This is a genomic window from Nocardia sp. NPDC050413 (genome assembly GCF_040655475.1).
GTDB classification, from domain to species: Bacteria; Actinomycetota; Actinomycetes; order Mycobacteriales; family Mycobacteriaceae; genus Nocardia; species Nocardia coubleae.
This window is the reverse complement of record NZ_JBFAJZ010000002.1, coordinates 144,095-156,143: the sequence shown is the minus strand read 5'-3', so window position 1 is coordinate 156,143 and position 12,049 is coordinate 144,095. Positions and strand designations below refer to the sequence as shown.

10 protein-coding genes are annotated in these 12,049 nt (G+C 69.1%); all 10 read left to right on the top strand.

The genetic code is table 11. The features are described 5' to 3' along the window. The first annotated feature begins 2 nt into the window (after nucleotides 1-2). The 10 genes from AB0I19_RS06650 to AB0I19_RS06605 all read left to right on the top strand — a co-directional run bounded on the left by AB0I19_RS06650 (nucleotide 3) and on the right by AB0I19_RS06605 (nucleotide 12,011). On the top strand, nucleotides 3-2,330 hold the full coding sequence (locus AB0I19_RS06650) for a beta-ketoacyl-[acyl-carrier-protein] synthase family protein (RefSeq protein WP_357145431.1): 2,328 nt from the start codon (nucleotides 3-5) through the stop codon (nucleotides 2,328-2,330). A gap of 29 nt (nucleotides 2,331-2,359) precedes the next feature. Further along, a complete protein-coding gene (locus tag AB0I19_RS06645) occupies nucleotides 2,360-3,451 on the top strand; it encodes a 3-oxoacyl-[acyl-carrier-protein] synthase III C-terminal domain-containing protein (protein WP_067492654.1) in 1,092 nt (363 codons plus the stop codon). A gap of 15 nt (nucleotides 3,452-3,466) precedes the next feature. Then, nucleotides 3,467-4,243: an alpha/beta hydrolase gene (locus AB0I19_RS06640; RefSeq protein ID WP_357145428.1), complete on the top strand. Its 777-nt coding sequence runs from the start codon at nucleotides 3,467-3,469 to the stop codon at nucleotides 4,241-4,243. Next, entirely contained in the window at nucleotides 4,240-5,910 is a 1,671-nt protein-coding gene (locus AB0I19_RS06635) for an acetyl-CoA carboxylase carboxyltransferase subunit alpha (RefSeq protein ID WP_357145425.1), read from the top strand. The genes AB0I19_RS06640 and AB0I19_RS06635 overlap by 4 nt, the downstream gene beginning before the upstream one ends. 20 nt (nucleotides 5,911-5,930) lie before the next feature. Next, nucleotides 5,931-6,401 (top strand): biotin/lipoyl-containing protein, encoded by a 471-nt coding sequence (locus tag AB0I19_RS06630; protein WP_357145422.1) that lies wholly within the window; start codon nucleotides 5,931-5,933, stop codon nucleotides 6,399-6,401. Next, nucleotides 6,398-7,789, top strand: a complete 1,392-nt coding sequence (accC, locus tag AB0I19_RS06625; protein ID WP_357145419.1) for an acetyl-CoA carboxylase biotin carboxylase subunit — start codon at nucleotides 6,398-6,400, stop codon at nucleotides 7,787-7,789. Before AB0I19_RS06630 ends, accC begins: the two co-directional genes overlap by 4 nt. Continuing rightward, nucleotides 7,786-8,985 (top strand): FAD-dependent monooxygenase, encoded by a 1,200-nt coding sequence (locus AB0I19_RS06620; protein ID WP_357145416.1) that lies wholly within the window; start codon nucleotides 7,786-7,788, stop codon nucleotides 8,983-8,985. Before accC ends, AB0I19_RS06620 begins: the two co-directional genes overlap by 4 nt. Before the next feature lie 79 nt (nucleotides 8,986-9,064). Beyond that, nucleotides 9,065-9,958: an ABC transporter ATP-binding protein gene (locus AB0I19_RS06615; RefSeq protein WP_357145413.1), complete on the top strand. Its 894-nt coding sequence runs from the start codon at nucleotides 9,065-9,067 to the stop codon at nucleotides 9,956-9,958. Beyond that, entirely contained in the window at nucleotides 9,955-10,794 is an 840-nt protein-coding gene (locus tag AB0I19_RS06610; protein ID WP_357145410.1) for an ABC transporter permease, read from the top strand. Before AB0I19_RS06615 ends, AB0I19_RS06610 begins: the two co-directional genes overlap by 4 nt. 35 nt (nucleotides 10,795-10,829) lie before the next feature. Continuing rightward, nucleotides 10,830-12,011, top strand: coding sequence for a histidine kinase (locus AB0I19_RS06605; protein ID WP_357145407.1), 1,182 nt, complete (start codon nucleotides 10,830-10,832; stop codon nucleotides 12,009-12,011). The last annotated feature ends 38 nt before the right edge of the window (nucleotides 12,012-12,049 follow it).

Here is a 12,049-nt window from a genome sequence, read left to right as displayed (position 1 = left end):
CGGTGAAGACGAGAGAAACCCAGCACATGTCCCTGCGAACGGTGGTCGTCGTCGCTGTCGGCGCCGTCACCTCGCAGGGCGATACGGCCAAGGCGCTGTGGGACGGCGTGCGCGCCGGTCATGTCGCGATCGACCCGGTCGAGCACCTGCCCATGTCGGACTACAACACCCGGATCGGCGGTGAGGTCCGCTCCCCCGTCGCACCCTCACCGATCGCCGACGAAGTGGGCGGATTCCGGGACCGCGCTTTCGATTTCGCGTTCGCCGCCGCCACCGAGGCGATGGAGGCGGCGGGCGCCCTGGTCGCCGAGGTGGCGCCGCACGACCGGGCCATCGTGCTCGGCACCTGCAACGCGGGTCTGCTCAGCACCCTCGAGTGGCTCGGTGACGACGGTGTCGGCGCGGGCACCCCCGAACTCGCCATGTTCGGGCCGCCGCAGGCCATCGCCGAATCGCTGGCTGCGCATTTCCAGTGCGCCGGCCCGGTGTTCTCGGTGAACACCGCCTGCGCGGCGGGGGCGAACGCGATCGGCTACGCCGCGGATCTGATCGCGCTCGGACGGGCCGACATGGTGCTGGCCGGCGGCACCGACGCCCTGTCCGACGTGGCCTACGCGGGGTTCAACTCGCTCGGTTCGCTGTCGCCGACACCGGCGGCGCCGTACCAGGACAAGCGAACCGGGCTCTCGCTCGGTGAGGGCAGCGGCATGCTCGTCCTGACCAGCGCCGAGCTGGCGGCCGCGGCCGAGGTGGAGCCGCTGTGCGTGATCCGCGGCTACGGACTGTCCGCCGACGGCTACCACCCGACCGCCCCGCGCCCCGACGGCACCGGTGCCGCGCGGGCCATCCGTTCGGCCATCGAATGGGCCGGGTTGCGCGACAGCGACATCGGCTACGTCAACAGCCACGGCACCGGCACACCACGCAACGACAGCGCCGAGGCCAAGGCCACCCGGCTCGCGCTCGGCGACGCCGCCGATTCCGTGCCGGTGAGCAGTTCCAAGTCGATGATCGGGCACCTGCTCGGCGCGGCGGGTGCGGTCGAGGCGATCATCACCGTCGGCGCGATGCGCAACGGCGTGCTGCCGCCGACCGCCAATCTCGTTCGGGCCGACCCGGAATGCGTGCTCGACCACATCCCGGTGTCACCGCGGCTCGGCAAGATCGACCACGCGATCTCGAACAACTTCGCTTTCGCGGGTGCCAACGCGAGTGTGGTGTTCTCCGAACGCGCCGCCGAGCCGACCCGCGTCGAGCGCTCGCGGGTGGTGGTGACGGGGACGGGCGCCGTCGGTGCCGCAGGCCTCGATGTGCGGGCGGCCTTGCGCGCGGTCACCGAAGGCCGTGACTGCACCCAGGTCGACGACGGTGTGCGGCTGGGTCTCATCGACACCGACCCCAGCGACCATCTGACCAGGCGGGAGGCCAGGCGGATGGACCGGCTCGGCCTGCTGTCGACCTTCGCGGCGAGCCGGGCGCTGGCCGAGGCCGGCGCCGATCTGATCGCCGACGACCCCGACCGGGTCGGCGTGGTCTTCGGCACCGGGCTCGGTCCGATGGAGGCGATGGAACAGTTCGTCCGGCCGCTGCGCGCGGAGGGGGTGGCGGCGGCGAACCCGGCCGTGTTCCCCAACACCGTGTACAACGCGGCGGCGGGCAGTGTCGCCACGCTGCTCGGCGCGCTCGGTCCCACCTCGACGGTGACTTCCGGACACGCGGCGGGCGCGAACGCGCTCTGCTACGGCTACGACATGGTCTCGCTCGGCCGCGCGACCGCGATCCTGGCCACCGCCGCCGACACCCTCACCCCGCTCGTGGTGCGTGGCTACCGCAGGCTCGGCCTGCCCATGGGCCCGCACGACACGTTCGCCCTCGCCGAGGGCGGTGCCGCGGTGATGCTCGAGCGGTACGACAACGCCGTTCGCCGGGGCGCCACCGTGTACGCCGAGGTACTCGGGCATGCCACCGCGTCGGACGCGCGCGGTGTGGGGCGCACCGATCCGACCGGCTCCGCAGTGGAACGCGCCATGCGCGCCGCACTCGACGCCGCGGGTCTGACACCGGGCGATATCGCCGAGGTGTGGACCAACGAGGTCGGGCTGCCCGCCTTCGACGAGCCCGAGAACCAGGCCCTGCACCGGCTTTTCGGCGACAACGCCCCGCAGCGCATCGCCGCCAAACGAGCGCTCGGCGAACAACTCGGCACCGGCGGACTGCTCGCCGCCGCACTGGCCGCCTGTGACCGGCCCGATCGGGGCGTGGCCCTGGTGAACAGCTCCTCACTGGGCGGAACCCACATCAGCATCGTGCTCGCGCCGCTGACCGACTGAGCATCCGAACACAAAGGACGACAAGCGTTATGGCAACACCGGAATTCACGGCCCAGGTCGTCGGCACGGGCAGCTACCTGCACGGCGACCCGATCGACAACAAGCAGATCGAAGCACTGCTCGGTCCCGTACCCGAAGACATTCTCGAGGGCATCCAGGTCAAGGAGCGGCACTGGATGATCGACCCCGACACCGGCGAACACCTGGTGACCAACTCCCAGATGGCCGCGGGCGCCGCGACCGCGGCGCTCGAGCGGGCGGGCATCGAGGCGGGTGAGGTGGATCTGATCGTCATGTCGACGGCGAGCCCCGAATACCTGCTGCCGCCCGCGGTGACGTTCGTACAGGAACACCTCGGGATCGCCGAATGCACCACCATCGAAGTCCGTTCCGGCTGTGCGGGTTTCGTCGAGGCCGCCGATGTGGCGCGCGGCTATCTCGAGCGCGGCACGCACCGGACCGCCCTGGTGATCGGCAGCGAGGCCATCTCGCCCCTGCTCGTCCCGATGTATCGCGGCATCGACCCGGAGCGGATCCGCATGCGGGATCGGCTGGTGGCCTACACCTTCGGCGACGGTGCGGGTGCGCTCGTGCTGCGCGCCGAACCGGCCGACCCGCAGACCCGGGCCGGGGTGCTCGGTTCCTCGATCGTCACGATGGGCGGCACCAAGAAGCCGGGCATGCAGGTGATCGGCGGGTCGACGCACGCCCCACTGCACAAGCAGGTGCTGGCCAAGCGCCTGATGGAGCTGAAGGTCGACGTCGTGGAGTCGGGAAAGTTCATCCCGCACATGATCACCCGCTCGCTGCGCGAGATGCTCGAGATCAGCGGAGTGAAGGCCGAGGACATCGCCCTGTGGGTCGTCCCCGAGGGCAATGCCGGCTACATGACCAGTGAGCTGGAGGCGGCCGGTCTGCTCACCGACGAGTGGCTGGCCCTGCGCGACAAGATCTACGAGAACATCGAACGGGTCGGCGCCACCGGTTCGGCCGCTGTTCCCCTCGCCCTGGACGAGGCAGCGCGCGCGGGCCGGTTGCGGACGGGCGACAACGTCTTGCTGCTTGCCATCGAGACGAGCAAGTGGAAGTACGCCGGGATGACCCTGGTCTGGGCGGGCTGAGGGATGCGCCCTGCCGTGGGCCCGATCGAGACGGGCCGGTTTCGCACGAGTGCGGCGACGCTCGAATACGCCCACGTCAGTGGTGACATCAGGCCGTCGCTGTGCATGCTGCACGGGTTGGGCGCACGGTGGCAGACCTTCCGGCCGCTCGTCCGCTCGCTCGGCCCCGGTTGGGACGTCTACGCACCGGATCTGCGCGGACACGGCCGATCCGACTGGGTGGCAGGTCATTACGCGCTGGCCGACTTCGCCGCCGATGTCGAGCAGTTCGTCACCGAGCGCATCGGCGCGCCGATGGTGCTGTTCGGGCATTCGATGGGCGGCTGGATCGCCGCCATGGTCGCCGCCGCCCGCCCCGATCTGGTGCGGGCGGTGGTGATCGTCGACTCGGCGCTGTACCGGCTCACCGAGTCCCAGCGCGCGGCGATGCTCGGCTACGCGGTCCCCAACCAGGCGATGCGTTCGATCGCGGTGTCGCTGCGCATGGCCGATCCGGAGCTGAATCAACGCTGGGTGGAGGGGCGCAACCAGCGCGAACAAGACCCCGACGAGCTGATGTCGCGACTGCGGTGTCCGGTGTTGCTCGTCCAGGGCGACGAGCGCACCGGCGCGCTCATGACCGACGAACACGTGCGGCGCGCGCTGGGGCTGCTTGCCGACGGCTCGCACGTGTTCGTGCCCGGTACCGGCCATGCCGTGCACGCGGAAGCGCCCGGCACCGTCGCCGACGCGCTGCGGGCGTTCCTGGCCGAACAGATCGACAAGTCAGAGCCGAACGGAGAGTTCCGATGACCGAAGTGATCGACACCATCGGCAGGCAGGGCACCGACCAGGACACCACCTGGACCAAATGCCCGTCCTGCGCCGAATACCAGTACAAACCACAGCTGGAACGCAACCTGCGGGTCTGCACCCGCTGCGGCCACCATCTGCGCATCGGCGCGCACCGGCGGCTGGCCCTGCTGCTCGACGGGAACTCCTGGACCCCGGGCAGTTACGACGACATCGAAACGCGCGACGTGCTCGACTTCCGGGACCACAAGTCCTACCGGCAACGGCTCGCCCACGCCCGGGCCAAGACCGGCGAATACGACGCCGCCGTGTTCGGTATCGGCACCCTCGACGGCAGGCGGCTGGTCGTCGCGGCGATGGAGTTCGGCTTCATGGGCGGCTCGATGGGTTCGGCCGTCGGCGAGGTCATCACCCGCGCCGCCGAACTCGCACTCGCCCAACGGCTTCCGCTACTGCTGTGCTGCGCCTCGGGTGGCGCGCGGATGCAGGAGGGCAGCCTGTCGCTGATGCAGATGGCCAAGACGAGCCAGGCGATCGGCCGTCTGCACGAGGCCGGGCTGCTCGTGGTGTGCCTGCTCACCGACCCCACCTTCGGCGGTGTCACCGCCTCGTTCGCCATGCTCGGTGATGTGCTCGTCGCCGAGCCCGGCGCGCTGATCGGGTTCGCCGGGCCGGGCGTGATCAGCCAGACCATCGGCGAGGATCTGCCGCCCGGCTTCCAGACCGCCGAATTCCTCCTGGCACACGGGCTGATCGACGCGGTGGTCCCGCGCGCGCAGCTGCGCGCGTATCTGGCGAAGGTCCTCGCCGCGCACGCACCCGACACTCCGCTGAGCCCGCTGCTCCCACCGGTCACCGTCACCGACCCCGCGCAGGTGTCCCCGCGCCCGGCGGCGAAAGTGGTGAAGGTTGCGCGGGATCAGGCCCGCCCGACCACGCTGAGTTTCGCGGCGGTCGCCTTCGACACCTTCGTCGAATTGCGCGGTGATCGCATGTTCGCCGACAGCTCGGCTCTCGTCGGCGGACTCGCCACCCTCGGTGGTCGCGCGGTCATGCTGATCGGCCACGAAAAGGGCAGCGACACCAGGGAATCCATCGCCAGGAACTTCGGTATGCCCGAACCCGAGGGATACCGCAAGGCGTTGCGGCTGATGCGTCACGCGGCGAAATTCGGGATGCCGATCGTCACCCTGATCGATACACCGGGCGCCTATCCCGGCGTCGGTGCGGAGGAACGCGGGCAGGCGGGCGCCATCGCGCGCGCCATCATGGAATCGAGCAGGCTCCCGGTGCCGATCGTCACCGTGGTCACCGGCGAGGGCGGCAGCGGTGGGGCGCTGGCGCTCGGCGTCGCCGACACCGTGCTGATGTTCGAGAACTCCTACTACTCCGTCATCAGCCCGGAGGGGTGTGCCGCGATCCTCTGGGGCGACCGCGCGGCGGCGAGCACGGCCGCCGAAGCGCTGAAACTCACGGCGGCGGATCTGCTGTCGCTCGGCGTGGTCGACGGGGTCATCCCCGAGGACGCCGAGGGCGGACCCGACATCGTGCGGATGGCGAGCGATCTACGCGCGGCCCTGTCGAACGCGCTCACCGCGCTGTCCACCGTGCCCGGCCCCGACCTGATCGAGGCCAGGTACCGCAAGTTCCGGAAGTTCGGCTCGTGACACACCTGGGAGACATACCGATGACCACAGACAAATCGTTGAGCCACATGATCGATGAGGTGCGGGGCCTGGTCGCCGACCTGAACCCCCGGCCGCGCCGGCTGCGCGTGCGGGCGGGCGAATTCGACCTGGAGATGGAATGGCCGGACGGTCCGGCGAGCGTGACCGCGGCGCCGGTCCCGGTCGTCACCGTCGAAGCGGTGAGCCCGGCGCCGGAATCCGGCGCCGTGGCGATCGAGTCGCCCCTGGTCGGGCACTTCTTCCGCAGCCCTGAGCCCGGAGCCGACCCGTTCGTCTCCCCCGGCGACTTCGTGGCGGAGGGGCAGGTGGTCGCGATCGTCGAGGCGATGAAGCTGATGAACCGCATCACCGCGCCCGGTCCGGGACGGGTGGTGCGGATCCTGCCCGAAGACGGTGACGTCGTCGAGTACGGCCAGCAGCTGATCCTGCTCGAGCCCGACGAGTCGGCCCCGATGGAGATCGCGTCATGAGTCCGGTGACCGATCCCGAACGGCCGATCAAGACGGTTCTGGTCGCCAACCGGGGTGAGATCGCGCTGCGCGTGGTGCGGGCCTGCCGGGAACTCGGATTGCGCAGCGTGGTGGTGTATTCGACCGCCGACGCCGATTCGATCGCCATGCAACTGGCCGACGACGCGGTGTGCATCGGCCCGCCGGAGCCGGGTCGCAGCTACCTCAACATCCCGAATGTCATCGGCGCGGCTCTGCGCACAGGTGCCGACGCGGTCCACCCCGGCTACGGATTCCTCTCGGAGAACGCGGATTTCGCCTCGGTGTGCGCCGAGGAGAACCTGATCTTCGTCGGGCCGTCGCCGGAGACGATGACCGCGCTGGCCGACAAGGCGGTGACGCGGGCGTTGATGAGCGCGGCCGGTCTGCCCCTGCTGCCGGGGACCACGTCGGTGCTGACCGGTGCCGAAGAGGCCGAACGGGTCGCCGAGGAGATCGGCTACCCGGTGATCCTCAAGGCGGCGGCCGGTGGCGGTGGCCGCGGTATGCGGGTGGTCCGCGAGCGCGCCGAGATCGAGGACGCCTACCGCCGCACCCAGACCGAGGCCGCCCTCGCCTTCGGTGACGGCAGCCTCTACATCGAGCGCTATCTCGAGGGCGCCCGCCATATCGAGGTGCAGATCCTCGGCGACCGCCACGGCAATATCGTGCATCTCGGGGAACGGGACTGCTCGGTGCAGCGCCGGCATCAGAAGTTGCTCGAGGAATCACCGTCGCCCGCACTCGACGACGCCACCCGGGCGGCGATCGGCGCCGCCGCCGTCGCGGGCGCTCGCTCGGTCGGGTACGAAGGGGCCGGGACGATGGAGTTCCTGCTCGACCGTGACGGTGGCTTCTGGTTCATGGAAATGAACGCGCGCCTGCAGGTGGAGCATCCGGTCACCGAAATGGTGTGCGGGATCGACCTGGTCGCCGAGCAACTGCAGATCGCCCAGGGACAACCCCTGAGCTTCGGGCAATCCGACGTCGTCGTACGTGGGCACGCGATCGAATGCCGGATCAACGCCGAGGATCCGGCGCGCGATTTCGCACCGACGACCGGGCGGGTCACCCGTTATCGCCCGCCTGCCGGGCCCTGGGTGCGGGTCGACAGCCACCTCGAGCCGGGGGTGACGGTGTCGCCGTATTACGACGCACTACTGGCGAAGGTCATCGTCTGGGCCGCGGATCGACCCGCCGCGATCGACCGGATGATCCGCGCTCTCGACGAGCTCGTGCTGGAGGGCCACGGCCTCACCACCAGCGCGAGCTTCCACACCGACATCCTGTCGCGACCCGAATTCCGTTCCGGCGATTTCGATCTCGATCTCGTCGCCACCACCCAGCGCACCCGGTTGGAGCACCCATGAGTACAGCGAACGGTCGTGTGATCATTCTCGGCGGCGGGATCGGTGGTCTCAGCACCAGCATCGCGTTACGCCGGGTAGGGATCGACGCGCCCCTGTTCGAGCAGGCGCCCGCGTTCGGCACCGTCGGCGCGTCGTTGCAGATCTGGGTGAAGGGCATGAAGGCCTTCGCCGAACTCGGTCTGGCCGAACAGATCCGGGCGCGCGGGGCCGATGTGCACCGCCAGCAGTTCTTCAACCAGGACGGCACCCCGCTCTACCACGCGCCGCTGGCAGCGATGGCGCAGCGCTACGACGCGCCGATGCCGGTGATGATCCGGCGCGCGGAGGTGATCGACACGCTCGCCGGCTCACCGGATCTCGGCGCGATCAACTTCAACCACAAGGCGATCGACATCACGCAGGACGATTCGGGTGTCACCGTGACATTCGACAACGGTCATCGGGAGCGGGCCGATCTGCTCGTCGCCGCCGACGGCATCAACTCGGCGACCCGGCAGCAGATCTTCCCCGAAGTCGAACTGCGCACCGCCAGTTACCGTTTAGTCCACGCGGTGGCCGATCACGTACCGCCGCTCGGGCGCAATATGTTCACGCTGCTCTTCGGGCGAGGCAACCGCATCGCCATCAAGGACTGCGGCAACAACAATGTCTTCTGGGTGGCGGGTCTGGCCAGGCCGACCCTGGAACTCGACACACCGACCGGCACGGTCAAAGACGACCTGCTGCGCCGATTCGAGGTGTTCCCCGCCGCGGTGCGCGACCTGATCGCTGCCACGCCACCGGAGGTCATGCTGCACCACAATGTGCGCGCGCTCGGCCCGATGCCCGCGTGGAGTTCGGGCCGCATCGTCTTCCTCGGCGACGCGGCGCATGCGGTGACCCCCAATCTCGGCCGCGGCGCCAGCGAAGGCATCGTCGACGCGATCACCCTGGCGAATCATCTCGGCTCCATCGATGTCGGTGACGGCGCGGCGGTGGCGCGGGCGCTGTCGTCGTACGAAAAGGCACGCAGGCCCGAAGCGGAGGCATTGCAGAAAGCATCCTGGAAAATCGGCACGATTTCGTCCTGGGACGGTTTCGCGGCGACCAAGGTGCGCGATCTGATGATGAAGACGGTGGTCGGCAAAACGCAGGTGGCCAAAATGCACGCCGAATTCGAGGTCGCCGTGCCACGGCTCGGCCACCTGGTGGAATGACCGTCACTCCTGAGAGCTACCACCGGTGATCACTCTGCGGCGGGATGTGCCGGGACCAGCTGAAATCTAGGGTTGGATCATGATTGTGGTCACGGAGAATTTGACCAAGAGATACGACGACAAAGTCGCTGTCGACAAGGTCGGCCTCACCGTTCGGGCCGGGGAGATCTATGGTTTCCTCGGCCCGAACGGCGCGGGAAAAACTACGACACTGCGAATGCTGGTCGGCCTCATAGAACCGACCAGCGGAACCGCACGGGTACTCGGAAAAGCACCCGGTGATCCGGAGGCGCTGGCGCACATCGGGGTCCTGATCGAAAGTCCCGGCTTCTATCCGTATCTGTCCGGACGCGACAATCTGCGCGTCATGGCACGCTATCGGCGCATCCCGGATTCGGCTGTCGACGAGGCACTGGCCCGCGTCGGCCTCGCCGGTCGGGGTGACGACCGATTCCGCACCTACTCCCAGGGCATGAAACAACGGCTCGGCGTCGGCTGTGCCCTGCTCGGCAACCCCGAACTCCTGATTCTCGACGAACCCACCAACGGTTTCGACCCCGGCGGCATGGCCGAGATGCGCACGCTCATCACCGATCTCGCCGCCGACGGGCACACGATTCTGCTGTCGAGCCATCTGCTGGCCGAGGTGCAGGAAATCTGTGACCGGGTCGGGGTGATCAACGGCGGGAAACTGATCGCCGAATCGACCGTCGCCGAAATGCGCGGACGCAGCACGCTTTTCGTACGGGCCCAACCGGTGCAGACCGCCGTCGACGCGATCCGGGTCGCTGTCGGCGATGCCACCCGGACCCAGACCGGCATCCGGGTCGAAGCGGGCCCCGACGCGGCACCGCTCATCGCCCGCGCGGTGCTCGACGCGGGCGCCGAACTACACGAATTGCGTTCGACGGAACGTTCCCTGGAAGAAGCGTACTTCGAGATGACCGCACCGGATGTGGAGAACGTCGCATGATCGACAGCATTCGCGCGGAAGTGCTTCGGCTGCGCCGCTGGCCCGTGTTGTGGAGCCTGCTCGCGGTCTGGCTGACGTTGAACCTCACCTTCATGTACCTGCTCAACTACATCGGCTACAGCTCGGGCAGCGCCGCCGATGCCACCGAGGGGCAGCCGCGCGAGTACGTGCTCGCGCAGATGATGCCCACGGCCGTGCCGGAGGAATTCGTCGGCGGCACCGTGCTTTTCGGTGGTGCTCTGATGTTGATCCTCGGTGCGCTCGCCACCGGCAGCGGGTACGGCTGGGGCACCTGGAAGACGGTGTTCACCCAGGGACCGGGGCGCGTCACGGCCCTGCTGGGCACGGTGTTCGCGCTGCTCGCGGTGGCGGTTGTGGCCGTACTCGTGGCGTTCGGGCTCGATCTGGGTGTCGCGTGCGTCATCGCCGCGGCCGAATCCCAGCCGCTCGTGCTCCCGTCGGTGGGCCGGATGCTGGCCGGAATCGGCAGTGGCATCGCGATTCTGACCATGTGGACGTTGCTCGGCGCGCTGATCGGCCTGTTGGCGCGCGGGCCGTCCCTCGCGGTCGGGCTCGGCCTGGTGTGGGTACTGGTGCTGGAGAACGTGCTTCGCTTCTTCGGCGACATGCTCGGCAGTGCCGGTGCGGTGACGGACTACCTGCCCGGGTCGGTGGCGGGTTCGCTGGCGGGTGATCTACGGACACTGCAGGGCGAGGCGACGCCGGGGGTGCTCGACCTCCTCGACTGGCCGCAAGCCGTTGTCGCGCTGGCGGTGTACCCGGTGGTCTTCCTCGCCTGCGCGGTTGTCGTCGTCCGGCGCCGCGACCTGGTCTGACGGTGTCCGCACCCGCGATCGACAAGGATGAGCGCATGGAGACAATCGCCGCCCGCGTGCTGGAGTCCTGGCCGCCGCGGCTGGGCCGGTGGCAACAGGTGTCGTTGAGCATCGCGGCGGGCGTGGTGGGGTTCGTCGCCGTGCTGGCGACCATGGTGGCCGATACCGAGCTTGCGGTGGTCCAGGTCGTCGCGCTCGCGCTCGGCATCGGTACCGCTGTCTCGCTGGCCATGTGGGCTCCGGTGGCGGGGTGGGCGCTGGGCCTCGCGGCGCTGGCCGCCGCGTCCGTGCTCACCGGACCGCAGGCGGAGTTGTGGGTCGATCCGATGCTGACCAGCTACTTCATCGTCCTGGGCGTGGGGGCGGTGCGGGCGGGCGCGCGCGCCGCGGCGGGGGCCTGGGCGGCGACGGTGGCGACCGGGATCGGTCTGGCGCTGTGGTTGCGGCCCGCCGAATGGCTGGTCGGGATTCTCGGGGCGAGCGCGGTGTCGGGGCTGGTGCTCTCGACCGTGATCGCGGTGCGCACGGTCGGCGTCACCAGCAACAGCCTGCGCCGCGAACGCGACAGCACCGAGCGGCAACGCCAGCTCACCTCGCTGTGGGAGGAACGCGCCCGCATCGCCCGTGAGCTGCACGATGTGGTCGCCCACCACATGACGGTGATCGCGATCCAGGCCGAGGCTGCCCAGCACAGCGACCGGAATCTCGCGCCCGCCACCAGCGCCCGGCTCGACACCATCCGCAACAGTGCGACGGTCGCCTTGTCCGAGATGCGCCACATCCTCGGAGTGCTGCGCAGTGGTGACGCCACGCTCCTGCCGCAGCCCACTCTGCGAGACCTCACCGCACTGGTGGAGACGGTGCGCGGGGGCGGTACGCACATCACGATGACACTGACCGGTGATACGTCGAAAGTGCCTGACGCCGTTGGTCTATCGTCCTATCGGATCGTGCAGGAAGCACTGAGCAATGCGATCCGCCACGCACCGGGCGCACCGGTCGAGGTCACCGTTGTGGTGGCCGAGAAGGCGATCGACATCCGTGTCGCCAATCCGTGTGCGACGGTGCCTGCCGCCGGTGCGGGCCACGGACTGCTCGGCATGCGCGAACGCGCGACGATGCTCGGCGGAACATTCAGCGCAGGCGCAGGGGACGCGAAGTACGTTGTCGCCGCGTCACTTCCCTTGCACAACGGGCGTATCGACGCCGCGCGCTGACCACCGTCACCGCGATCGTAGCGACGCGGGCAAGAGAC

Bases quoted from the DNA above. Each gene is read 5' to 3' on its own strand.
- AB0I19_RS06645 (WP_067492654.1), top strand. From the start codon at position 2,360: ATGGCAACACCGGAATTCACGGCCCAGGTCGTCGGCACGGGCAGCTAC.
- AB0I19_RS06635 (WP_357145425.1), top strand. From the start codon at position 4,240: ATGACCGAAGTGATCGACACCATCGGCAGGCAGGGCACCGACCAGGAC.
- AB0I19_RS06630 (WP_357145422.1), top strand. From the start codon at position 5,931: ATGACCACAGACAAATCGTTGAGCCACATGATCGATGAGGTGCGGGGC.
- accC (WP_357145419.1), top strand. From the start codon at position 6,398: ATGAGTCCGGTGACCGATCCCGAACGGCCGATCAAGACGGTTCTGGTC.
- AB0I19_RS06620 (WP_357145416.1), top strand. From the start codon at position 7,786: ATGAGTACAGCGAACGGTCGTGTGATCATTCTCGGCGGCGGGATCGGT.
- AB0I19_RS06615 (WP_357145413.1), top strand. From the start codon at position 9,065: ATGATTGTGGTCACGGAGAATTTGACCAAGAGATACGACGACAAAGTC.
- AB0I19_RS06610 (WP_357145410.1), top strand. From the start codon at position 9,955: ATGATCGACAGCATTCGCGCGGAAGTGCTTCGGCTGCGCCGCTGGCCC.
- AB0I19_RS06605 (WP_357145407.1), top strand. From the start codon at position 10,830: ATGGAGACAATCGCCGCCCGCGTGCTGGAGTCCTGGCCGCCGCGGCTG.